The sequence below is a fragment of the Ruegeria sp. BJ6 genome, assembly GCF_056537885.1.
Genome location: NZ_JBQFSG010000010.1, coordinates 83,764 through 108,182, shown reverse-complemented (window position 1 = coordinate 108,182; position 24,419 = coordinate 83,764). Strand labels below are relative to the sequence as shown.

Sequence of the window (24,419 nt, the reverse complement as noted above, 5' to 3'; positions counted from 1 at the left end):
GAATGAAACGCTTCTACGGCACTGAACTGCCAAACCCTCTGATGCTGGGCACGGCGCAATATCCCAGCCCGGCCATTCTGGAACAGGCGTTCCGTGACAGCGGGGCAGGGGTTGCCACCGTATCCCTGCGTCGTGAAGGCGCGGGCGGCGCCGGGCAAACATTCTGGCAGATGATCCGCGAACTGGGTGTGCTGGTCCTGCCCAACACTGCCGGATGCCACACGGTGAAAGAGGCCGTGACCACCGCCCATATGGCGCGCGAGGTGTTCGACACAAAATGGATCAAGCTAGAGCTGATCGGCCACACCGACAGCCTGCAGCCGGATGTGTTTCAACTGGTCGAGGCCGCGCGCATCCTGACCGAGGACGGGTTTCAGGTCTTTCCCTACACCACCGACGATCTGATCGTGGGCGAACGTCTGCTCGAAGCCGGTTGTGAGGTGCTGATGCCCTGGGGCGCGCCCATCGGCTCGGGTCGGGGGTTGAACAACGAATATGCCCTGCGTGCCATGCGCGCCGAATTTCCCGATGTGCCGCTGGTCATTGATGCCGGCATCGGCCTGCCCAGCCATGCGGCCCACGCGATGGAGCTTGGGTTCGATGCTGTTTTGCTGAACACGGCTGTGGCCCGCGCGGGCGATCCCGTGGCTATGGCGCGGGCCATGGCGCTGGCGATTCAGGCCGGGCAACTGGCCCATCAGGCCGACCCGATCGAGGCGCGCGACATGGCCGAAGCTTCGACCCCCGTTATTGGAAAGGCGTTCCTGTCATGACTCTCGACCGGTTTTACCCGATCTTCGACCACTCAGACTGGCTTCGCCGGATGCTGCCGCTTGGTGTCAAACTGGTGCAGTTGCGCATCAAGGACCAGCCGGACGATGTGGTGCGTCAGGAAATCGCCACCTCGCGGGCGTTGTGCGCTGAGCATGGTGCGGTTCTGGTGGTGAACGACTATTGGCAGGCCGCCATCGACGCCGGGTGCGACTGGATTCATCTGGGGCAGGAAGATCTTGACGACGCCGATCTGAAGGCAATCCGTAAAGCGGGTCTGAAACTGGGTGTTTCCACCCATGACGATGACGAGCTCGAGCGTGTCTTGTCGATGGGCCCCGACTATGTTGCGCTGGGTCCGGTCTATCCGACCATCCTGAAAAAGATGAAATGGGAGCAGCAGGGCCTGCCGCGCGTGACCGAATGGAAGGCGCGCGTGGGGGATATCCCGCTGGTCGGAATCGGCGGTATGAGTGTCGAACGCGCACCCGGCGTCTTTGCGGCGGGGGCCGATATCGTCTCAGCCGTCACCGACATCACGCTGAACGCCGACCCCGAGGCGCGCGTGCGCGCATGGATCGAGGTCAGCCGATGACACGCTATGCCCGCCAGATGATCCTGCCCGAGGTGGGTGAGCAAGGGCAAAGCCGCCTTGCCGCTGCGCGGGTTCTGGTCGTCGGCGCAGGCGGGCTTGCCGCCCCGGCGTTGCCGCTGCTGGCGGGCGCAGGCATCGGTCACCTGATGATCATCGACGCGGACACCGTCTCGCTGTCGAACCTGCATCGTCAGACGCTGTTCACCGAACAGGATTGTGGTCGTCCCAAGGCCGAGGCCGCCGCTGACCGCTGCCGCCGGATCAATTCCGATATCGAAATCATCGGTACAAACCGGAAGATCACCCCTGAAAATGCTGTAGGATTTGTACAAAACGCCGATCTGGTGCTGGATTGCGCCGACAGCTACGCCGCCAGCTACACGCTGTCCGACACCTGTCTTGCGCTGGGCAAACCTCTGATCAGCGCCTCGGTCCTCGGTCTGTCGGGATATGTCGGCGGGTTCTGTGGAGGGGCCCCATCCCTGCGCGCGGTCTTCCCCGATGCCCCTGACAGCGGCGCAAGCTGCGCCACCGCGGGCGTACTGGGACCAGTTGTTGCGATGCTGGGCGCAATGCAGGCGCAGATGGCGTTGAGTGTGATCCTCGGTCTGGAACCGTCCCCTTTGGGGCAGCTTGTCCAGTTCGACGCAACCGCCTGCCGCAGCACCGGTTTCCGATTTGATCGCGCCCCTGAGCCGGCGCAGTTCTTCCCCTTCGTCACCGCCAGCGCGTTGAACGAAACTGATCTGATCGTCGAGCTGCGGGATGTGGATGAGGCACCGACACCGATCCACCCGGATGCTCGTCGGATATCACCGGTAAGCCTGAAAATAGAGCCTAACAAAGGGCAAAGGCTGGCCCTTTGCTGTGCCACCGGTCTGCGCGCATGGCGCGCTGCCGAGCGTATTCAACCGGATTGGCCGGGCGAGATTGTCCTCGTCGCGGCTTCAACCTCGTGAACAGAAGGAAACGCGAGACATGAAAAAGCTGATCGCTGCAATCACCCTGCTGGCCGCTGCGCCAGCCTGGGCTGAAGACAAGATGACCGTGTTGTTGGACTGGTTCATCAACCCCGATCACGGGCCAATCATCGTGGCACAGGAAAACGGTTATTTTGCAGAACAGGGACTTGAGGTCGAAATCGTTCCGCCTGCGGACCCCTCGGCCCCGCCGCGCTTGGTCGCTGCTGGTCAGGCTGATCTGGCCGTGTCCTACCAGCCGCAACTGCACCTGCAAATCCACGAGGGTCTGCCCCTGAAACGCGTTGGAACGCTGGTCGCCACGCCGCTCAACTGCCTGCTGATCCTGAAGGACGGACCGATTAAATCACCTGCAGACCTGAAAGGTAAGAAGATCGGTTTCTCCGTCGCAGGTGTTGAAGAGGCAGTTCTTAGTACGGTTCTGGGTCAATATGATGTGACCTTGGCCGATGTCGAACTGATCAACGTCAACTTCTCGCTTTCGCCTTCGCTGATGTCCGGTCAGGTGGATGCCGTGATCGGCGCATATCGCAATTTCGAGCTGAATCAGATGGACATCGAAGGCCGTCCCGGCACCTGCTTTTACATCGAGGAAGAGGGCGTTCCGGCCTATGACGAACTGATCTATGTCGCCAATCCGGACACCATGGATCAGGACAAGGTCGCACGTTTTCTGGCCGCGACCGAAAAGGCAACTCAGTACATTGTCAACAACCCCGACAAAAGCTGGGAGATCTTCTCGTCCACCTCGCCCGAGCTTCAGGACGAGCTGAACGCCCGCGCCTGGGTCGATACGCTGCCCCGTTTCGCACTGCGCCCGGCGGGTCTTGAGGCGGGTCGGTATGCCCGGTTCGAGGCCTTCCTGAAGGACAGCGGCATGATCGACAGCATCAACCCGGTCAGCGACATTGCCATTGACGTGACCGCGCAATGAGCGGTCAGGACTATGGCCGCGCCTTCGCGCTGATGCGGGATGCGGCGCAGGAGCCGTGGCGGGATTACACCCGCCACGCCTTTGTCGAAGGGATGAAGGACGGCACGCTGCCGCGCCCGGCATTTCTGCATTATTTGCGACAGGACTATGTGTTCCTGATCCATTTCTCACGCGCTTGGGCGCTGGCGGTGGTAAAGTCGGAAACACATGAAGAGATGCTGGCCGCCGCGCGTACAGTAAACGGGCTGATCAGCGAAGAGATGAAGCTGCATATCGGTGTCTGCGAAGCAGCGGGCATTTCGCAGGACGAGTTATTCGCAACACCGGAACGTTCTGAGAATCTGGCCTATACGCGCTTTGTGCTCGAAGCGGGGTACAGCGGCGATTTGCTGGATCTTCTGGCTGCCCTTGCGCCCTGCGTCATGGGGTATGGCGAAATTGGCACGCGACTTAGTTCCGAGGTCTCTTCGGAAACCTATCGCGACTGGATCGATACCTATGCGGGTGATGAGTATCAAGACGCCTGCCGGGCAGTTGGCGAGCTGCTGGATTCGGCTCTAACCAGAAGGATTGGGCCGGATTTCGCCGCCTCGCCACGCTGGGAACGCCTGTGTCGAACCTTCCGTACAGCCACTGAACTGGAGGTTAACTTCTGGCAGATGGGTCTGACCCCGTGACACCTGCGCCCGAAATCACCATCAGTGGACAGGCCAGCATCGACGATGCGCCGCTGTTCGCACCGTTGTCCCTGACGCTTGCGGCGGGGCAATGGACCTGTCTTCTAGGTGGTTCGGGCGTCGGAAAAACGACAGTCCTGCGTCTGATCGCAGGACTGGCGACTGGCGCTGAGTTTGAAGGGGAAATTACCGCGACAGACAGCGTATCGGTGGCGGACCGGGTGGCCTATATGGCGCAGGATGACCTGTTGTTGCCTTGGGCTACGGTGGCGCAGAATGTCTCGTTGGGTGCGCGTCTGCGGGGCGAGAGGGTCGATCTGGATCGACGCGAGCGCCTGATCAAGCGGATGCGCCTGCAGGATCATATGTCAAAAAAGCCCGGCGAGCTTTCAGGTGGTCAGCGCCAGCGCGTCGCGCTGGCACGCACGTTGATGGAAGATCGTCCCATTGTCCTGTTGGATGAACCTTTTTCAGCCCTTGATGCGCGTACCCGCGCCGACATGCAGGACCTGGCCGCCGAAGCGCTGTTGGGGCGCACCGTCCTGCTGGTCACCCATGATCCCGGAGAGGCCGCACGACTGGGGCAAACCATTGTCGTCATGACGCAGCATGGCTTGACCCACTGTCAGCCGCCGCACGCACCCGCGCCGAGAAAGGTGGATGACCTGGAGACACTGGAGACTCAGGGGTCTTTGCTGCGTCTTTTGCGGGAGGGATCGGCATGAAATACCTGTCCGCCCTTGCCGCAACCGTGTTCGCGGTTGCTGTTTGGCAGGCCATCGTCACCCTGACGGGTCTGCCCAAGTTCATACTGCCGGGTCCAGCCCTGGTGGCCGAAACCTGGTGGCAAAACCGCTGGCTGATTGCGGAACATACATGGATCACCGCGGTTGAGGTGCTGATTGGCCTCGCTTGTGGGACGTTATTGGGCGTAATCACTGCCCTGCAACTTGCCAATTCGCGGGCCGCACGGGTATTGGTGCAGCCGATGCTTGTGTTCACACAGGCGTTGCCCGTTTTTGCGCTGGCACCTCTGTTGACCTTGTGGCTGGGCTATGGGCTCTGGTCCAAGGTGGCAATGGCTGTTCTGATCATCTATTTCCCGATTACATCGTCATTCTTTGACGGGTTGATGCGGACACCACCCGGATATTTGGATCTTGCACGCACCATGCAGGCCGGGCCGCGCGCGGTGTTGTGGCATATCCGCATTCCCGCCGCGCTGCCCTCACTTGCATCCGGTATGCGACTGGCTGCGGTTTACGCGCCAATTGGTGCGGTGATCGGTGAATGGGTAGGGTCATCGCAAGGGCTGGGCTATCTGATGCTGCTGGCAAATGGCCGCGCCAAGACTGATCTGATGTTTGCCGCGATGCTGACCTTGGGGGTGTTTTCGGTTGTGTTGCATATGGCTGTGCGGCGTGCGACCGCGCGCATGGCCGGTGAGTCGCATTAACCAATCGGAAACCAGTTCTGAGCCAGTCTGAGCATATGACTCAGGACACCTTTGCCGAAGCCCCGACGCTGTTTGAAACGGACGAAGCCCCGGTGCAGCCGTTGCCCGCAGGCCGGTTGCCGTCCTACATCAAGGATCACCGCAAGCGCCTGCGTGAACGGTTCATGTCGGGCGGTTCGGCGGCGATGCCGGATTACGAACTGCTGGAACTGGTATTGTTTCGTTCGATTTCTCGACAGGACGTGAAACCGCTAGCGCGGGCCTTGATGGATGCCTTTGGCGACTTCAACCGCGTGCTGACCGCGCCCGAAGAGCGGCTGCGCCAAATCAAGGGCGTTGGTGATACAGTGATCACCGATCTCAAAATTCTTGAGGCTTGCGCCCACAGGATGGCGCGTGCGCGGGTGATGCAACGGCACGTGATCTCAGGTTGGGACGCATTGCTGGACTATTGCCACACCACCATGGCGCATCGTGAGACAGAGCAGTTTCGGGTGTTCTATCTGGATCGGAAAAATGTCCTGATCGCAGACGAAGAGCAGGCCAAAGGCACCGTGGATCATGTTCCCGTATACCCGAGGGAGGTTGCAAAGCGAGCGTTGGAACTGAACGCATCCGCGCTGATTCTCGTGCACAATCACCCGTCAGGTGACCCGACGCCCTCGCAATCCGACATCGACATGACCAATCGAATTCAAGACGCCTGTACCGCACTTGGCCTAGTTTTGCATGACCATCTGATCATTGGAAAATCAACCGAGTTGAGTTTCCGGTCGCAGGGATATCTTTGATCGAAGGGTTGCCTGCCAACTGCAGGCTTGAATGAGCTGCATCCGGCCGTTGCCAGTGAAGGCAACCTACCGGATGCTGGCGTTCCGGTGCACCAACACCGGAACGGTCTGTCTGATCACCCGTGCAACGGTTTATTGTTTGCGGCCCGATATGCCTGAACGTATCCGCGGGCGACGGACCGGACGGCACGGCCAATTTGCGAATAGGCCTCATCTGGCAAGTTGGCAAAGGACACGCGGGCGGACCAACCGGGTGCGTCAAACCCGCTGCCGTTCAAAAGCACGATCCCGTAATCCTCGGCCAGCTTGAAGGCGATATCCAACGGATGAACGTTTTTCTTGATCCATTCGACCACATCCTCGCCCACGTATTTCCGCAGCCAGTATTCAAAGTCGATGATTCCGTAATAGGCGTCGTAATGCGCACCGGCATCCACCTCGATACCCATTGCCTCGGTCAGCAGTTTGAAACGGCGGTGGACTAGTTCCATGCACGCGGTCTGATACAGTTTCTTTGTGTCCACCAGTTCGCAAAGCGAGAACAGCGTCATCATCACCTGTTGCGGCAGGGACAATCCGGCAGTGTGGTTCAGAGCAACATCGCGACTGTCGGCCACCAGCCTGTCGATGAACCTGATATCGCGTGGTGTAAGGCTCAGCGTGCCGTAGCGGCGATCCAGCGCCTGTTTGATCTCTTCCGGCAGGTTCGCGAGTTTTTCGTCAAAGATATTGTCTTCGGCCACCGCGATCACGCCCAGCCGCCATCCCGTACAGCCGAAATACTTGGAATAGGAGTAAACCCCGATCGTATTGCGCGGCAGCTGCCCCATGACCGATGTAAAATCATGAACAAAGGTTCCGTAAACATCGTCGGTCAGCACGATCAGGTCGGGCCGGTGGTTTGTCACCAGATCATCCAGCTTGCGCAGCGATGCGTCATTCAGCGCGACCGAGGACGGATTACCGGGATTCACCAGAAAGAACGCTTTGACCTTTGGGTCTTTCAGCTTTTCAACGGCCGCATCGGTAAGTTGAAATCCGTCTTCCTCATCAGTCTCTACATGGACGGATTCCAGATTGTAGTCCTCAAGCTCGGGCATCTCGAGATAGGGCGTAAATATCGGTGTGCACAACGCAATCGTGTCGCCCGGATTCAGCAGTCGATTGGCTTTGAGAGATTTGAATATATAACACATCGCCGCTGTGCCGCCCTCGACCGCGAACAGATCGAATTTTGCGTCGGGTTGATGGCCCGAACACATGGACCACATCAGATATTCATGAGCGATGATCGCATTGTGCTTCAGGATACGATCCGGAACCGGGTAGTTGTCGCCGATGATCGAATCCGTCAGCTCGTGCACAAATTCGTCCGCATCAAAGTCAAAGGCTGAAATGGCGTGATCGACCACCTGGCGCAGGGTCTCCGATCCCGGCATGTCACCGTTTTCATCAAGCCAGCCCATCAGGCGGCCATGACTGCCAGCCATTTCCGGCATTCCACCCAGGCCTGCGGGATGGTTCATGACACGTTTGGATTCGGTTATTGCGAATTGCCCTAGCGCAAAGAAAGCCTCTCGCGGGCGGGTCGCGACCCAGTTGGGGTTTCCGCGCCCGGCGTTCAGAAAGACGCTGTTGGCTTTTTGGGCCTCGGCTGACGCCAGTTGAATAAGCTCATCCTTGATCTGGAACGGGCTGAGCGCCTCATAGTCGTGCAGTTTCAATCTATCCATTGCAATAGCCTCTCTGAATCAGCTGAGAACAAGTACGACGACCATTCCGAAAATGGTCAAAAGCGTGTTTCCGATGGCATAGGGCATGCCATATCCAAGCGCCGGGATGCGGCTTTGCGCGGCCTCTTGAATCATGCCCAGCGCAGCGGTTGTCGTTCGGGCGCCCGCGCAGGCGCCGAACAGGATTGCCGGGTGAAACTTGAAGACATAGTGGCCAACATAAACCGAAAAGATCATCGGCAGTGACGTCGCGACGATGCCCCAAAGCAGCAGCGCCAATCCCGCCTGCTGAAGGCCCGCGACGAAACCCGGCCCGGCTGAGATTCCGACCACCGCGATAAAGACGTTTAGACCGAGGGTATTCATCAGCCACAGCGATGGTCCGGGTATCCGGCCAAAGGTTGGATGAACGGTCCGCAGCCAGCCAAGGACGAGGCCAGCCAGCAACGCGCCACCGGTGGTCGACAGGCTGATCGGAAAGCCGCCCATCTTAATCGCGAATGTGCCGATCAGGCCGCCGATGAAGATCCCCCAGCCCACAAAGGCCAGATCGGTCGTATCAACGGGGCGGTCCGCATACCCCAGTTCGGCAATGGCGGCTTCGACATGGCGCTTGCTGCCCATGATTGTCAGGATGTCGCCGCGATGCAGGACCGTTCCCGGCAAAAGCGGCAGGTCGATCATGTTGCGCATCAGTTTGGTGGCATAGACACCACGGGCCTGATGCATCTCACTGAGGTCTTGCAGGGTTTTGCCATGGACCTCCTTGTTGGTGATCAGAACATCCAGCTTTTCAGATGGAATGCTCAGCAATTCCGGCGCATCGGCTTCTTTCAGGGTTGGTTCCAGCTGGCCGACCAGATCGGCCCGCCGCCCCGAGAACATGACCGTATCCCCGGCCTGTAGAATGGTATCATCGTCCACTTCAATGATCTTGCCGTCCCGTCGCAGCCGTTCCGCAAACACCCGCACGCCCGGCAGCAAGTCCTTGACAGGCTGCCCCAGAAGCGCACTGCCCTGAGGGATTTCAAAGGCGCGGGCCTCGATCGCGCGATAGGCCGAGACCATGCCGCCGCCTGTTTCTGCCGCAGCGCCACCACCCAGTTGGGCCTCATACTCTTTGCAGGCAGCAACCAGATCGACGCCGATCAATCGCGGCCCGATCTTGGCCAGAATGATGGCCGAACCGATGGTGCCGTAGATATAGGTGACGGCATAGGCGATCGGAATTTGATTTGCGTATTTCTGCGCGTCCTCCGAGGACAGCCCGAGTTGGTTGATCTGATCCGTCGCAACGCCAATCGCAGCCGAGATCGTCTGCGAGCCCGCATAAAACCCGGCGGCATAACCTAGCTCCAGACCAGCAACCTTGGCCGAGATCAGCGGCACAATCAGGCACAGCGCTAGGACGCTGAGCGCAAACAGAACCTCTCTTGCGCCATCGACTTTCAGGCCCCGGATAAATTGCGGCCCAACGCCATAACCGACGGCAAAAATGAACATTATGAAGAAGGTGGATTTGACGGCAGAATCGATGTCGATATGCGCCTGCCCGATGACCACGGCGGCCAGCAACGTGGCCGTGACCGTCCCCAGACTGAACCCCATGAATTTCCACGGGCCGACCAGAAAGCCGATTCCAATGGATAAAAATACGGCAAGCTCCGGATAGTTCCGAAGCACACCCACAAACCAGTCGATCATAGTCTTCCTCCCCTGACGGTGATCGAATTTTGCACTGCTTACGTTTCTGCCTGTTTCCGCTGGCCGTGCACCTTTTCCCGAAATTTCTGAGCCAAAACATAAAGTGACGGGATGATGAAAATCCCAACAAGCGAGGCCGCCAGCATACCGCCAAACACAGGTGTACCGACGCCGCGCCGCGCCAGTTCCGATGCGCCTTCTGCGACAACCAGCGGATAAAGCCCGGCGATAAAGGCAAAGCTGGTCATCATGACGGCCCGAAAACGTGCACGGGCGCCATCAATGGCGGCGTCAACGACATTCATCCCGTTATTGTACCGATCCATCGCAAATTCGACGATCAGGATCGCGTTCTTTGCAGCCAGTGCGATCAGGACGACCAGACCGATCTGGGCGTAAAGGTTGTTTTCAAGCCCCAGCAGCAAGAGCGCCCCCAATGCCCCGCACACGCCAAATGACACGGACAACAGAACCGCTAGCGGAATGCTCCAGCTTTCGTAAAGGGCGACGAGGAACAGATAGGCAAACAATACAGCCAGCCCCAGAACGATGGGAGTTTTACCGGCCGCCTCGATCTCTTGCTGGGCTGTACCGGTCCATTCATAGCTATAACCCTGCGGCAGTGTCTGGGTAGCTACCTGATCCATCGCCGTAAGCGACGCACCCGAAGACACGCCCGGCGCCGGAGCACCATTGATGGTCACGGATCGGAAGTTGTTGTAGCGAACCAGCAATTGCGGCCCAAGGATGAGGTCCGTTTCGGCCACTGCGCGGATCGGTACCATCTCGCCATCCTTGTTGCGCACATGAATACGCCCGATATCCGTGGCGCTTTTGCGATACTTCTCATCCGCCTGCAGATTGACTTGCCAGGTGCGTCCAAAGAGGTTCATGTCGTTTACATAATACCCGCCCAGCGTCACCTGCATGGCGCGGAACAACTCATCCACATCGACGCCAAGGGTCTGCAGCTTTTTCCGATCCAGCTTGAGGTCCAGTTTCGGGGTCTGCGCCGAAAAGGTCGTATAGACGCCCGCAAGCCGGTCATCCGCATTGGCCGACGTCACAAGACCCATCGCTGTTGCCCCCAGATCGACAACATCGCCGCCATGCAGATCCAGAAGCTGGAATTCAAATCCGGCACCCGTACCAAGCCCCATGATCGGCGGCAGGTTGAAAGGAAACGCGACCGCGGATTCCAGTCCAGCGAAACTCCGCCGCGCGTAGCGGATGGAGGCATTGACCGAAAGCGCTGGGTCGGTCCGTTCTTCAAAGGGTTTCATGATGACAATCGCGAAACCGCCGTTGGACTTCGAGATACCGTCGACAAAGCTGAAACCCGTGACGGTCATCACTTCCTCGACGCCCGGCCCGTCTTTTAGGATGTCATAGACATCGTCCAGCACGACGGCGGTCCGGTTGATCGAGGCCCCTTCGGGCAACGCTACCTCGACAAAATAGACACCCTGATCTTCGGTGGGCAGAAACCCCGACGGCGTAATCTTGAACAGCACACCGGCGCCGAACAGGGCGAACCCTAGAAACAGGATCGACAACAGCGCGCGCCGGGCCAATCGGGTGACCACAAAGGCATAGCCATCGCGCGCATCGTCGATCCGCCGGGATATCCACGCCAGCGGACCGCGCTTTGGTTCGTTGTCATGTTTCAGCAAAAGCGTGCACAGCGCAGGGCTGAGCGTCAGGGCATTCAATGCAGATATAAGCATCGAAAAGGACACGGCCACGGCAAACTGCTGGAACATCGATCCGGTGATGCCGGGAATGAACGCAACCGGGACAAACACCGACAGCAGCACGAAAGTGATGGCCAGAATTGGGGCGGTGATCTGGTTCATCGCCTCGCCGGTTGCCTCGGCCACCGACAGTTCCGGCCGCTCGCTCATCACCTTTTCGACGTTCTCGATGACAACAATGGCGTCATCCACAACAATGCCGATTGCCAGCACCAAGGCCAGCAGTGAAACCGTGTTGAGCGAAAAGCCAAGCGCGAGAATAAAACTAAGCGCCCCGATCAGCGAAACCGGAACCGCGATCAGGGGAATCAATGCCATTCGGAAACTGCCGAGGAACAGAAAGACAACAATCACCACCAGCACAAAGGCCTCAAGCAGCGTCTTGATGACCTCTTCGATACTGGCCTTAACGAATGTGACCGAGTTGTAAGGCACACTCCAGCTGACATCCTGCGGGAATGAGCTTTGCAGGGCGTCGATGGCGTTGTTCACCCCTTCGGATGTTGCAAGCGCATTGGCGCCGGGCGCCAGATAGACGCCGATCATCGCAGTGGGTTTGCCTTTGAACTTGGAAAAGGAATCCTGTGATTTGGCACCCAACTCAATCGAGCCGACATCGCCAAGCAATACAAACGACCCATCGGGCAGGGACCGGACAACGATCTGCTCGAACTCTTCAACGCTGCTCAGGCGGCCCTGCGTCTGGATGTTGAGCTGAAAGACCGGATCATCGGTCATCGGCTGCGCGCCTACCCGGCCCACCGCAGCCTGCACGTTCTGTCCGTTCACCGCATTGATCACGTCGTCAACCGACACCTGCAGGCTGGTCATCCGGTCCACGTCCAGCCACACCCGCATGGAATAATCCTGCGCGCCGAATATCTCTGCATCCCCCACACCGGGCGACCGCTTGATACTGTCCAGAACGTTGATCGTGGCGAAGTTCGACAAAAACAACGCGTCGTGTTTCGGATTGTCCGACGTTATCGCAATGACCTGCAACAGCGCCGAGCTTTTCTTCTTGGTGCTGACACCGGCCCGGACAACTTCATCCGGAAGACTGGACATGGCCAGACTAACCCGGTTCTGGACGTTCACCGCGTTGATATCGGGATCAGTTCCCGGTTCAAACGTTACCTGCAGGCTATAGCTTCCGTCCGAACCGCTGGTTGATTTCATATAGAGCATGTCGGATACACCGACGACCTGCTCTTCGATGATCTGCGCGACTGTGGATTCCACGACATCTGCGCCGGCACCTGGATAGGCGGTCGAAACCTGAACCTGTGGCGGTACGATATCGGGCAACTGTTCGACCGGCAGTTGGGTCAGCGAAATTAGACCGGCCAGCGTAATGACAATCGAAATGACCAGCGCAAATCGGGGACGGCGAATGAAGAGTTGAGAGATCACGGATCAATCCTCTTTTGCCGTTGCATTACCCCCGGTGGTGCCGGTTTGACCGTCCTGCCCGGATTTCGCAGATGTCTTTTGCACGGCATCCACTTCGATACCGGCATGGACGCGCTGCAACCCTTCGGTGATGACCTGATCACCTTCTTTCAAACCGCTGCCCACAACCGCTTCGGTCCCGGCAATGCGCGCAACGTCGATTTCCTGTTTTGCGACCTTTCCGCTGTCATCGACCGTCAGGACAAAGTATCCGGACTGATCCCGCTGCAGGGCAATCGCAGGTATGACCAAAGACTTGTCCTGCGGTTGATCGACAACCTTTACGCGAACCAGCTGATCGTTCAGAAGCGCCCCGTCCGGGTTAGGGAAGGTTGCCTTTATCATGATGGTGTCGGTTCCGGACTGAACGCTGGTATCAAGCAGCGAAACCTTTCCGCTATGCGCATAATCCGAGCCGTCAGCCAGAATCAGATCGATTTCCAGAGGCGGTCCGCCCTTGTTCTCCGACCGCTCAGCCCTGAACTTCAGAAGCTCGGTTTCGGATACGGGAAACGAGACATAGATCGGATCGATACTGGCGAGGTTCACAAGCACCCCGCTGCCCGGGTTCACATAGGCCCCTACCGACAGGCTGCTAAAGCTCATCCGCCCATCGAAAGGCGCTGCGATCTTGGTATAGGACAAGTTAAGCTGTGCATTCTGCAGGCTACCTTTCAGCTGCAACAACTCACCTTCGACCTGACCCTGCTGGGCCTGCGCTTTTTGTACGATGTTTTCGGCAACATCATCTTTTTCAAACAGCTTTTGCTGACGGTCCAGTTCGATATCTGCCAAAGTTTTCGCGGCCTGCGTGGATTTGATCTGGCCCTGTATCTGGGTGATCGCCGCCTCATAAGCGTCCGGTTCGATCTGAATCAGCAGGTCACCCTTTGATACGCGTCCGCCTTCCTCGAACCCGATGGATTCAACATAGCCCGGAACACGGGCAAGAATATCTACCTGGTTCACCGGTACGACCCTGCCCGAGAACACTTCGGCTTCCGAGACCTGCTTTGACTCGACCGGAACAACGGTCACTTTCGGTTTGGGCGGAGCCTGTTCGCCCGACTGCGCAAAAGCCGGAGCAGAAAGGCCGCCCGACGAGACAAAAACCAACGTGATAAGCGCAGCTAGGCGTTTCATATACGTTACTCAACTATGGATAATCTGGAATTCTCGTTTCACGATAGCGGTAATCGCGCTTGAGTCCAGTTTCAGAGACTTTGTGCTAACCGTTTTTTCGATCAGCCAGTGTTTCAATAGTTGGTACCGGTGTTCCCTGAAGCCTTCAGCGCTGCCCAGTACGGGCATAGACCTGCGCGGCATAATGAATAATGTGAACCCAGTACGCCAACATAAGACATATCGCGGATCGGGAACGCCAATGACGGTCATTTCAAAAGAAGACACCGAAAAGCTTGAAAGCCGCGCTCTGACTGCCGGAATGATCGGTAACCTGTTTATGGGTGTGGCGGGCGTGATAGCGGCCTATCTTTCGCATTCACAGGCCATTCTGGTTGATGGATTATTTTCGCTGATCGGCTTTTCCGCCGCCCTGCTGGGCAAACGCGTAGCGCGAAATGCGCGCCGTCAGCCGGACAAGTTCCGGCCATACGGCTATGCGGGTGACGAGGCGATTTTCACCACGTTTCGCGCGCTGTCCCTTCTTGGTCTGGTTCTGTTCGCCATAGCCAATGCTCTGATGAACATCCTTGGCTATGTGAACGGAGCACCTCAGGCGAAACTGATATTCGAACCAATGGCCATCTATTTTGTGGTCGTCGGGCTGACTTGTGTCTTGTTATGGGCCTTTCATCGCTGGTCATGGAAGAAAACCGGCAATCTCAGCGAGGTGCTGCGGCTGGAAAGCAAAGCCGCCGCTTTTGACGGCATAATCACCGGTGCCGCAGCCGTGGGCCTTTTGGGCATTCATTTTCTCAAGGACGGATTTCTTGCACCCATTGCTCCGGTAGGGGATTCGGTCATTGTTCTGGTTCTGTGTACGACTGTCGTCGCACAGTATTTCCGGGATTTCATACGCGGCCTTGGTGAATTGGCGGGGGTCACTGCCAGCCCCCGGCATGTCGCCGCAGCGCGCCGCGCAGCCAGGCACACGTTGACGCAAGATGGGGGTTTGCTTTGCGATCTGTCGGTCTCCAAGCTGGGGCGTCTTTTTACGGTCTTCGTTTACTACGATCCAAACCGTCCCGTGCTTGCCGAGCATATTGATGCCCTGACCTTGCAATTGCAGAGAGATATTGGAGCGGCCCTGCCAGATCCCGAAGTCTTTGTCGTGATCTCGAAACACGGCCGCGTTCTACCGACGGAGTAGGGATAGCCAAGGTGCAGAGCAGTGCAATCGGATAACCTGATCCACGAACTGATGTCAGAAACTTAATCCGAACCCGATAGCAACGCCGTTAAAATCCTGAGCGAATACACCATTTAACATAATTCGACCTGCCCTGATCGCCGACCTCCCGCCGGTACCTGTATCGACTTCCAACCCCAGACCGGTTGATACCATCCAGTCGGTATCCAATACAGTTGCACTATCCCCGTGAAAAAAGGCGACGCCGGTGTCGATCACCAGACGTGTAGGACGTTTGAACGGCCGGACCTTGGGCAAGGGGTATCTGTGTCGGGCAAACAAGGTGGTCTGGTTGGATCTTGCGGTCGCATCCCCAGCCAGCGGTTCGTCAATTGGGTAAAATTTGAGAAACGTCTGGCGAATTCGGTACTCACCTTCCAGCAGCCCAAACTTTTCCTCGCGGAGCAGGCTGAGCGACGCACCGACCCCGACGGCATCCAGATTTCCATCGGCATCATCGTTCGGGTTTGTTTCCATTCGCGACAGCGGAGAGCCGGACAAAATTGCGTCTGTGGAAACATGGCCAAATGACAAATGGCCGACAGGTCGGACTGTCCAATCGCGCCCCAGTGGAAATTCCCAGCCAACCCCCACCGTTCCGGCAATGCTCGCCCAGGTCACGTCCAATTCCCTTCCTGGAGCTATTTCGGGAAAAATGAGAACGGGGTTATAGTTTTGATAGGCCGCAAGCCATTCAATATAAAGATTGTTTTCCAACGGTTTGAATCCGCCCCTGATTTGCGTTGACCGAAAATCCCGGGTCGGGCCGGACGCGCTCAGGAAATTGAATGACGGCAGGATATCATTTGGTGTGGCAGCAACACTAAGCGCTGCCAATGCGGCTTTGGCGGCCACTTCTGATACATCCGGCTCAACACCCTGCGCCAAAACAGGAGGGGACAAAGCGCAGGAAACAAATGCAATCAAATACCGAACAGGTTTCACTGTCATCCTTCATTCTGGAGAGCTGAATACCCGCCATTGGCAAGAATTTGATAGAAACGCATCGAATAAAGCAACAACTTTAAACCGCAACTCAGCCAGATCATGCGGTTGAGGTGAGGGGCTACTTGTCATTTTTGGCCATGCCTCTTGCCACTTTCCGCAAGCCAAGGGGTTTTGTCCCCAAAAGCCGATGCCGGTAGGTTTGCAGAAGGTTACGTATCCGCCATCGGCAATTTCATGTGAAGTGTGGCGTTCACTCGATCCAAACTTCGACCCGCCGGTTAATTTTCCGGCCCCACTCGCTGTTGTCGCAGGCCATGGGCATCGCCTCGCCAAAGGCATCTACGGCGATTTCGACGTTTTCCGGCAATGTGGTTTCAATTGCCGCCAGAACCGCGTCGCGCACGGATTCAGCACGTTTTAGTGCGATGCGGGCGTTGCCGTTTGCTGGTCCGTCGCCATCGCTGAAGCCGATAAACATCAGCTTTCGCGTGTCGTATTCTCCGCTCTCCAGCGCTTGTGCCAACTGCAAAATGTTCGATCTTGATTGCGCGTCCGGGCGGGAGGAACCGGGCTCAAAACGAAATGACGTTGTCAGGCGCGCCATCGGCCTGAGCGTTTCAATCATGCGCCGCATTTCTTCAATCTGAATTTCATCCCCACTGGATGCGATGACATTGGCAAGACGATCACCTTGCAGTCCGATGCTGATGGTTTCGGTCGACTGATCCACAAAACCCGCCCGGCGGATGACAAGTTGAGCACCAGGGCCCTGGGCGTATGCCAGAAACTGCCGTGCAATCTTTGGCAGGCGGCGAGCAGGCAGATACAGAAACATGGGCGACGTCAAAGGATAGTCTTCGGTCTTTATGGTCCAGCGGGTTGCCGACAGGGAAAACCCGCAGGGACCCGCCAAAGTCAACGCGCGCGCCGTCGCTGTTTCGGCGTGGCTGGCAATACCGATTGAAAATGGATCGCTGGAAATAGTGCGACCCAGATCGCTGCTTCGCGTGTGCCGAACGATATCCGTCGCAAGGGTCAGATTGACCGGATTCAGCAGCTGGTCAACAACGGCCTGCGCCAGACCAGATCCCGCATCAGGCAGATGCAGTGTTACCGGAGCGTCCGGCCCGCCCAATTCGGACCAATTGGCGATTTTACCGGCAAAGATATCGGCAAGATCGGTGGCCGTGACCTGCCGGACCGGGTTTTCGGCGGACACCACGGGAACCATCGCGTCCAGCGCCAGAACGCGGGACCGGTTGGGTTGAGTCAGGTCGCCCAAACCGGCCTGTATCGCCTGATCCTTTTCCAGAGGGCGTATTTCCCTCTGTGCCATAACTATATCGGCTTCATCGCTCAGAAGATCGGCAAATCCCTGATCGGTGTGCGCAAGTCTGAAGGTCAGCCGCGCAAGCGGAGCTTGCCGTCCGGGCTGGTGCAGAGAATAGACAAAATGCGTATCTCCCTGCGATTTTCGTTGTGCAGTCAGCCCGTTTTGCAGCGCAAACCCCTCGACAAGGGCTGGCAACAGCGACTCTCCCATCACGGAAGAGCCTGAAAACACCACCTCGGCGACGAAGTCGGTCAGACGAGGGCAGGCGGGACCATCACAGGTGACGCCCGAACCATCCACCGTCAGTTCGCCAAACTGTGTTTCGATTCGATAGAATTCTCCGTCAAACCCCAACAGAGAACCGGTCACTTCAACCTTGCCGTCATGCGAAGTCAAAGTGATATCCTGCGCCGCGGCACCGGTTGCGATTGTCAGTAACGAAAGTGCGGCGATCGCCGCCGCACGGAGCCGGTTCATGTGATACCTGAGATTGCCTGCGAATTACTTTGAAGCGATTTTCAGGTCTTGGAGCAGATTATTCAACACCAGAAAATCACCTGCAGCCGTACAATCGGGGATAGTCAGCGTGAAATCGCGTGACCGTAGTTTACGATCCCGACGCAGCTCAAGGGATTGCGCGTGAATGTCACGACCACAATTGGCCTGCGTCACCTCAGCTTCGATCGACAGCGCAACAGACCCCGTTCTATCGGACTCACGGGATGGAAAAGTGTAAATCTCTGCAAACTGCGCTTTGGATGCTTTTCTGTTGCCAAGGTGAACGACGTGACCCACCCCTCGGGCAGAGTGGTCTGCCCAGACATGTCCGTCTTCGCCATAGCCCGCTCCGAATTCCAGTGCGTGGATCTGGAAACCGGCATCGGTGTCCCATTGCAGGGCGATCCGTTCGTATGCATCCAGATCACCCACATGCGTGCTGGCCACCGTTCCTTTCCCATTTTCGAATGAAACCAGGAAAACCGCATTCTCGGTAATGGCGGGCACCATCAGTTCCAGATCCCCGTCAGCATCGGTCATTTCAGTGAACACGAGCCCGCTGTGATGGATCGACACGCGTTCATTCGCGTTACAGGGCGCTGCTACGCTTAGCTTTGCGCTGGCCATCGGCCCTGCGACGGCCACGGCACCCAAATTGCAGGTCTTCTCAAACTTGGGTTCAGGTGCGTTTTCGATACTTGCCCGATGGTCCGATGCGCCAGGTGCCTGTTCCTGTGCCGGAGACGAAGCAGTGAGGACGATATCCTCCAGCCCGGCGATAACGGCAACTTCGGGCAAATTGTCGGTATTTGAGGCCAGCTGTTGTCCAGGTGAATCCGCGGGGGACATCCATGACAGGCCATGCTGCATGAAAAATCCGACACCAAGCGCGCACCCGACCGTGCCGCCCACGGTCAAGAAATTTCGAATATAACTCAAGACACCCTCCCCAGTTGAAGGAGCGATGGTCAATTTCGTTAAGAAACGCGGCCAATCTGTGGCCGCGCCGGGGAGTCATTGTGTCGCGATTCTGTCCGGGTCAGGACAAACGCCCATGGCAATGCTTGAACTTCTTGCCGGACCCGCAGGGGCATTTATCGTTCCGAGAGGGGTTACCCCAGGTGGAGGGGTCGTCTTCGACGAAACCCGGACGCGCGTCGCCCGAGGCATCTGCCTCGGCGATTGCTTCGGCCTGCTGGCCTGCCTTTTGCATCTGCGCCTGTTGCGCCGCCATCTGCGCCAGCATCTGACGCTGTTCCTCTTCGGTCAGGGGGCGGACACGGGCCAGTTGCTGCGTGACCGTTTCGCGAAGGGTGTCCAGCAGCGTTTCGAACAGCTGAAAGCTTTCGTTCTTGTATTCGTTCAGCGGATCGCGCTGGGCGTAGCCGCGGAAACCCACGACCGAGCGCAGATGTTCCAGCGTCACTAGATGTTCGCGCCATTTGCTGTCGATGGTCTGCAACAGAACCTGCTTTTCGATATTGCGCATGTTCTCGGGGCCGAAATCGACGGCTTTCTTCGCCATCATGTCATCCGCAGCTCTGGTCAGACGTTCGCGGATTTCGTCATCGTCCACGCCTTCCTCGGCCGCCCAATCCTGCACGGGTACGTCGATATTCAGCCCTTCGATCACAGCTGCATGAAGGCCATCCGTATCCCATTGATCGGCGTAGGTTTTCGGCGGCATATACTGGTCGATCAGGTCGTCGATCACCTGTTCGCGCATGTCTGACACGATCTCGGACAGGTCATCGGCAGACATGATTTCGCGCCGCTGGTTAAAGATCACCTTGCGCTGATCGTTCATCACGTCGTCGAACTTCAGGATGTTCTTGCGCATGTCAAAGTTGCGGCCTTCGACCTTGGCCTGGGCGCGCTCAAGAGACTTGTTCACCCAAGGGTGCACGATCGCTTCGCCTTCTTGCATACCAAGCGTCTTCAGAACCTTGTCCAGACGTTCGGACCCGAAAATGCGCATCAGGTCGTCTTCGAGGCTCAGGTAAAACGCCGTGCGACCGGGATCGCCCTGACGACCTGAACGGCCGCGCAGCTGGTTGTCGATGCGGCGGCTTTCGTGCCGCTCGGAGGCGATTACATACAGGCCGCCGGCGTCGAGTACCTTTTGCTTCTCCTCAGAATGGCGCGCCTCTTCGGCCGCGCGCAGTTCTGCAGGATCGGCGTCGGGGTTTTCAGCGATGGCTTCAAGCACCTTCAGTTCGACATTGCCGCCCAGCTGAATGTCGGTACCGCGTCCCGCCATGTTGGTGGCAATGGTCACCGCGCCCAGACGCCCAGCTTCGGCCACGATCTTGGCTTCCTGCTCGTGCTGGCGGGCGTTCAGAACGTTGTGCTGAATACCGCCCTTGGTCAGAAGCTGGCTGAGCATCTCGGACTTCTCGATCGAGGTCGTGCCGACCAGTACCGGCTGGCCCTTGGCGTTTGCCTCTTTCACCTCGTCTATCATGGCGCCGTATTTCTCGGCGGCCGAGCGATAGACCTGATCGTCTTCGTCAAGACGGGCGATTGGCCTGTTGGTCGGAACTTCAACAACACCAAGACCATAGATTTCGGCGAATTCTTCGGCCTCGGTCAGGGCCGTGCCGGTCATGCCTGCAAGCTTGTCATAGAGCCGGAAGTAGTTCTGGAACGTTACGCTTGCCAGCGTCACGTTCTCGGGCTGGATGGCGACACCTTCCTTGGCCTCGATAGCCTGGTGCAAACCCTCGGACAAACGGCGGCCCGGCATCATGCGGCCGGTGAACTCGTCGATCAGGACAACATTGCCGTCACGCACGATGTAATCCTTGTCGCGCTGGAACAGCTTGTGCGCGCGCAGGCCCTGATTGACATGGTGCACCACCGTGGTGCTTTCGGGATCATACAGCGAATGGCCTTCGGGGATCAGTTCTGCGGCCAGCAGTTGCTGTTCCAGAAACTCGTTACCCTCATCGGTAAAGGTCACATTCCGGGACTTTTCGTCCATGGTATAGTGATCGTCCTGCAGCGACGGGATCAGGGCGTCGATTGCGGTGTACAGATCCGAGCGATCCTGAGAAGGACCCGAGATGATCAGCGGCGTCCGCGCTTCATCAATCAGGATCGAGTCCACCTCGTCCACAATCGCAAAGTTGTGCTGTTTCTGGTAAACCTCTTCCAGATCCGCCTTCATGTTGTCGCGCAGGTAGTCAAAACCCAGCTCGTTATTGGTGGCATAGGTGATGTCGCAGGCGTATGCGGCCTTTTTCTCGGGATCGGGCTGCCCCGACCAGATCACGCCGGTGGTCATGCCCAATGCCCCGAACACCTTGCCCATCCATTCCGAGTCACGCTTGGCCAGGTATTCGTTTACCGTGACGATGTGCACGCCCTTTCCGGTCAGCGCGTTCAGATAGGCGGGGAAGGTGGCGACAAGTGTCTTACCTTCGCCCGTCTTCATTTCCGAGATATTGCCCTGATGCAGGAAGGTGCCGCCCATCAGCTGTACGTCAAAGGCGCGCAAACCCAGAGCGCGCCTTGCCCCTTCGCGTACGTTGGCAAAGGCTTCGGGAAGCAGATCATCCAGGCTTTCGCCATCCAGCGCGCGTTTGCGCAATTCAGCGGTTTTTTCGATCAGACCCTCATCCGACAGTTTTTCGAACTCTGGTTCCAGCGCATTGATCTTTTCGATCAGGGGGCGGGTCGCCTTGATCTTGCGGTCGTTCGGTGTTCCGAACACCTTTTTGGCGAGCGTTCCGAGTCCCAGCATGTTCACTCCAGCGGATCTGTTCTTGTCTTGGTTGCGACAGGCTTGCCCACCTTGCGCGCAACCCATAGATACGGGGGGTGAAAGGCGGCCCTGTCCAAGGCTTCAAGGCGATGTAAGCGGCAGGCCAGAGAGTGTCAACGTCGCGCCCTGTCGCGGCAAAGAAATAGGATGAATCCATGCCCAAAGGCCTCACTTTTCTGCCATCGCTGGCACTTGCTGCCGTGATGGCCCTGCCACTGGCCGCCGAAACCAAACCCGATGCCTCGACCGTTGTGGCGCGCGTGAATGGTGATGAGATCACATTGGGTCACGTCATCGCCACCGCGTCTGCTCTGCCCGCGCAGTATCAGCAGTTGGAAGACGACGTTCTATATGACTTCATCCTCGAACAACTGGTCCAGCAACACCTGTTGGGTCAGGAGCAAGAGGCGTTGAACCCACTGAATGCGCTGCGTCTGGAAAACGAAACGCGGTCCCTACGCGCGGTACAGACGGTTGAGGCGATCACCGCTGCCGAGGTCACAGATGAGGCGATTCAGGCCGCCTATGATGCACAGTTCGCCGAATTCGAGGGCGAGGACGAATTCAACGCCAGCCATATTCTGGTCGAAAGCGAAGACGAAGCCAAAGCCGTCAAGGCCCAGTTGGACGAAGGCGCAGATTTTGCGGAACTGGCGAAAGAGAAGTCCACTGGTCCCTCGGGTCCCAATGGCGGTGCGCTGGGTTGGTTCGGCAAGGGACAGATGGTGCCCGAATTCGAAAACGCGGTTGTAGCGTTGGAAAAAGGCAGTGTTTCTGACCCGGTTCAGACGCAATTCGGCTGGCATCTGGTCACGCTGAATGACAAGCGAAAAACGGAAGCGCCCGAGCTTGAGGCCGTGCGCGGAGAATTGGCTCAGACCATCCGGCAAGAGGCGATTCAAGCTAAGGTCGATGAACTGACCCAAAAGGCGACGATCGAGCGCCCTGCGCTCGAAGGCGCTGGACCCGAGATCATGCGCCAGATCGACTTGCTGCAGGAGTAACGCGCGTGGCCACGATTACCAAGGTTTCACCGCTGGCGCCAGCGGCTTTCCCCGACCTGCCCGCCATCGACGGTGTCCGTTTCGCCACTATTGCGGCGGGTGTACGCTATCAGGACCGGACAGATGTCATGTTGGCGGTGATGGACCCGGGCACTTCGGTGGCCGGGGTTTTCACCCGCTCAGCCACCCGCGCCGCGCCCGTCCTGGATTGTCAGGACAAGATCGGTGGCTCCAGTGACGGGCCTGCTGCAATTCTCGTGAACTCGGGCAACGCCAATGCGTTTACAGGGCATTACGGTCAGACCTCGGTAACCGAAGTGACGCAAGCAGTTTCACAGGCAACCGGCGTTGCAGTCGAACGGGTCTTTACCTCGTCCACCGGCGTGATCGGCGAGCCTCTGCCGCATGACCGCATCGTTGCGCAGCTTGAGGCGCTGAAAGTGGGGCTCAGCCGTCACGCGATCGAGGATGCGGCGCGTGCGATCATGACCACCGATACCTTCCCAAAAGGGGCCAGCGCCCAGGTCGATATTGATGGCAAAACAGTCTCTATTGCGGGGATAGCCAAGGGTTCGGGCATGATTGCGCCGGATATGGCGACGATGCTGGTCTATATCTTTACAGATGCGCAGGTTGAACAATCGGCGCTGCAGGCCATGCTGGGTGCGCAGACGGATCGTACCTTCAACTGCATCACCGTCGACAGCGACACGTCGACTTCGGACAGCCTGCTTTTGTGCGCGACGGGCGCCTCGGGTGTCGACGCAACCGGAAATGCATCGTTTGCCGAGGCGCTGGAAAGCGTGATGCTGGATCTGGCACAGCAGGTGGTGCGCGACGGCGAAGGGGCCACGAAATTCGTGGAAATTCGTGTGACCGGCGCCGCTTCGGATGCGGATGCCAAAGTGCATGCTCTGGCGATTGCCAATTCACCGCTGATCAAAACAGCCATCGCGGGCGAAGACCCGAACTGGGGCCGTGTGGTCATGGCTATCGGCAAATCCGGCGCACAGGCGGATCGGGACCGATTGAGCATCTCGTTTGGTGACATCTTGGTTGCTGAAAATGGCTGGGTCAGCCCCAAATACCGCGAGGAAGAGGCCGCCGCCTATATGAAAGGCCAGAACCTTGTGATCGCTGTAGATCTGGGGCTGGGCGAAGGTGCATCCACCGTTTGGACCTGCGACCTGACTCACGGTTATATCGAGATCAACGCGGATTACCGGTCGTGAAAACCATTCTGGTATCTGCCGTCGCTCTGATCGACATCGATGGCCGGGTGCTGCTGGCGCAGCGCCCGGAAGGCAAGTCCATGGCCGGGCTGTGGGAATTTCCTGGTGGCAAGGTTGAAAACGGTGAAACCCCCGAAGCCGCCCTGATCCGTGAGCTGGAAGAAGAACTGGGGATCGGCACATGGGCCTCATGCCTTGCGCCGCTGACCTTCGCCAGTCACAGCTATGACGATTTCCACCTGCTGATGCCGCTGTTTGCCTGCCGCAAGTGGGAGGGTATCCCCCAGTCAAACGAGGGGCAGGCCTTGAAATGGGTGCGGGCGGCGGATTTGCGGAATTACCCAATGCCTGCTGCGGACATACCGTTGATCCCGATACTGCGCGACTGGCTTTGACCATCCAGGTTCAGCATTTATTGCT

Annotated in this window: 20 protein-coding genes; 12 read left to right on the top strand and 8 right to left on the bottom strand. The window is 57.9% G+C overall.

Annotated elements, in window-relative coordinates:
- Positions 1–2 precede the first annotated feature (2 nt).
- From ACR0D6_RS18230 to radC, 8 genes are read left to right on the top strand one after another with little or no spacing between them, the layout of a single operon-like run.
- Positions 3–773: a thiazole synthase gene (locus ACR0D6_RS18230; RefSeq protein WP_480766566.1), complete on the top strand. Its 771-nt coding sequence runs from the start codon at positions 3–5 to the stop codon at positions 771–773.
- Positions 770–1,366 (top strand): thiamine phosphate synthase, encoded by a 597-nt coding sequence (locus tag ACR0D6_RS18225; RefSeq protein ID WP_480452580.1) that lies wholly within the window; start codon positions 770–772, stop codon positions 1,364–1,366. Before ACR0D6_RS18230 ends, ACR0D6_RS18225 begins: the two co-directional genes overlap by 4 nt.
- Positions 1,363–2,325: a HesA/MoeB/ThiF family protein gene (locus ACR0D6_RS18220; RefSeq protein ID WP_480766565.1), complete on the top strand. Its 963-nt coding sequence runs from the start codon at positions 1,363–1,365 to the stop codon at positions 2,323–2,325. Before ACR0D6_RS18225 ends, ACR0D6_RS18220 begins: the two co-directional genes overlap by 4 nt.
- A gap of 19 nt (positions 2,326–2,344) precedes the next feature.
- On the top strand, positions 2,345–3,280 hold the full coding sequence (locus ACR0D6_RS18215; protein ID WP_480766564.1) for an ABC transporter substrate-binding protein: 936 nt from the start codon (positions 2,345–2,347) through the stop codon (positions 3,278–3,280).
- A complete protein-coding gene (gene tenA, locus ACR0D6_RS18210) occupies positions 3,277–3,957 on the top strand; it encodes a thiaminase II (protein ID WP_480766563.1) in 681 nt (226 codons plus the stop codon). The genes ACR0D6_RS18215 and tenA overlap by 4 nt, the downstream gene beginning before the upstream one ends.
- A complete protein-coding gene (locus ACR0D6_RS18205) occupies positions 3,954–4,682 on the top strand; it encodes an ABC transporter ATP-binding protein (protein WP_480766562.1) in 729 nt (242 codons plus the stop codon). The genes tenA and ACR0D6_RS18205 overlap by 4 nt, the downstream gene beginning before the upstream one ends.
- Positions 4,679–5,413: an ABC transporter permease gene (locus ACR0D6_RS18200; RefSeq protein WP_480452573.1), complete on the top strand. Its 735-nt coding sequence runs from the start codon at positions 4,679–4,681 to the stop codon at positions 5,411–5,413. Before ACR0D6_RS18205 ends, ACR0D6_RS18200 begins: the two co-directional genes overlap by 4 nt.
- A 35-nt stretch (positions 5,414–5,448) precedes the next feature.
- On the top strand, positions 5,449–6,204 hold the full coding sequence (radC, locus tag ACR0D6_RS18195) for a RadC family protein (RefSeq protein ID WP_170655177.1): 756 nt from the start codon (positions 5,449–5,451) through the stop codon (positions 6,202–6,204).
- 116 nt (positions 6,205–6,320) lie between these two features.
- On the opposite strand, the gene ACR0D6_RS18190 is transcribed toward radC, so the two are convergent.
- Genes ACR0D6_RS18190 through ACR0D6_RS18175 form a run of 4 tightly spaced genes read right to left on the bottom strand, consistent with a single transcriptional unit; the run spans position 6,321 to position 13,990 of the window.
- The gene (locus ACR0D6_RS18190) at positions 6,321–7,937 is read right to left on the bottom strand and encodes a bifunctional aspartate transaminase/aspartate 4-decarboxylase (protein WP_480766561.1); all 1,617 of its coding nucleotides are present in this window, start codon (positions 7,935–7,937) and stop codon (positions 6,321–6,323) included.
- A gap of 18 nt (positions 7,938–7,955) precedes the next feature.
- The gene (aspT, locus tag ACR0D6_RS18185) at positions 7,956–9,641 is read right to left on the bottom strand and encodes an aspartate-alanine antiporter (RefSeq protein ID WP_480766560.1); all 1,686 of its coding nucleotides are present in this window, start codon (positions 9,639–9,641) and stop codon (positions 7,956–7,958) included.
- Between the two features lie 38 nt (positions 9,642–9,679).
- Complete coding sequence (locus tag ACR0D6_RS18180) at positions 9,680–12,808, bottom strand: efflux RND transporter permease subunit (RefSeq protein WP_480766559.1); 3,129 nt, start codon at positions 12,806–12,808, stop codon at positions 9,680–9,682.
- A 3-nt stretch (positions 12,809–12,811) separates the two neighbouring features.
- The gene (locus ACR0D6_RS18175) at positions 12,812–13,990 is read right to left on the bottom strand and encodes an efflux RND transporter periplasmic adaptor subunit (protein ID WP_480766558.1); all 1,179 of its coding nucleotides are present in this window, start codon (positions 13,988–13,990) and stop codon (positions 12,812–12,814) included.
- 241 nt (positions 13,991–14,231) lie between these two features.
- Between ACR0D6_RS18175 and ACR0D6_RS18170 the strand changes: the two genes are divergently transcribed.
- On the top strand, positions 14,232–15,179 hold the full coding sequence (locus ACR0D6_RS18170) for a cation efflux transmembrane domain-containing protein (protein ID WP_480766557.1): 948 nt from the start codon (positions 14,232–14,234) through the stop codon (positions 15,177–15,179).
- Between the two features lie 54 nt (positions 15,180–15,233).
- Here ACR0D6_RS18170 and ACR0D6_RS18165 read toward each other — a convergent pair whose 3' ends face one another.
- From ACR0D6_RS18165 to secA, 4 genes are all read right to left on the bottom strand, one after another.
- Positions 15,234–15,935, bottom strand: a complete 702-nt coding sequence (locus ACR0D6_RS18165; protein ID WP_480766556.1) for a hypothetical protein — start codon at positions 15,933–15,935, stop codon at positions 15,234–15,236.
- Positions 15,936–16,416: 481 nt separating this feature from the next.
- Positions 16,417–17,976 carry a phosphate ABC transporter substrate-binding/OmpA family protein gene (locus ACR0D6_RS18160; RefSeq protein WP_480766555.1) on the bottom strand — a complete coding sequence of 520 codons (1,560 nt, stop codon included), beginning with the start codon at positions 17,974–17,976 and terminating at the stop codon, positions 16,417–16,419.
- Positions 17,977–18,000: 24 nt separating this feature from the next.
- Positions 18,001–18,936 carry a hypothetical protein gene (locus ACR0D6_RS18155; protein ID WP_480766554.1) on the bottom strand — a complete coding sequence of 312 codons (936 nt, stop codon included), beginning with the start codon at positions 18,934–18,936 and terminating at the stop codon, positions 18,001–18,003.
- Positions 18,937–19,036: 100 nt separating this feature from the next.
- Entirely contained in the window at positions 19,037–21,742 is a 2,706-nt protein-coding gene (gene secA, locus ACR0D6_RS18150; RefSeq protein ID WP_480766553.1) for a preprotein translocase subunit SecA, read from the bottom strand.
- A 176-nt stretch (positions 21,743–21,918) separates the two neighbouring features.
- Here secA and ACR0D6_RS18145 point away from each other — a divergent pair, with 176 nt between their 5' ends.
- Genes ACR0D6_RS18145 through ACR0D6_RS18135 form a run of 3 tightly spaced genes read left to right on the top strand, consistent with a single transcriptional unit; the run spans position 21,919 to position 24,394 of the window.
- Entirely contained in the window at positions 21,919–22,767 is an 849-nt protein-coding gene (locus tag ACR0D6_RS18145; protein ID WP_480766552.1) for a peptidylprolyl isomerase, read from the top strand.
- Positions 22,768–22,772: 5 nt separating this feature from the next.
- Positions 22,773–23,999: a bifunctional glutamate N-acetyltransferase/amino-acid acetyltransferase ArgJ gene (gene argJ / locus ACR0D6_RS18140; protein ID WP_480766551.1), complete on the top strand. Its 1,227-nt coding sequence runs from the start codon at positions 22,773–22,775 to the stop codon at positions 23,997–23,999.
- A complete protein-coding gene (locus tag ACR0D6_RS18135; RefSeq protein ID WP_480766550.1) occupies positions 23,996–24,394 on the top strand; it encodes a (deoxy)nucleoside triphosphate pyrophosphohydrolase in 399 nt (132 codons plus the stop codon). Before argJ ends, ACR0D6_RS18135 begins: the two co-directional genes overlap by 4 nt.
- Positions 24,395–24,419: the final 25 nt, after the last annotated feature.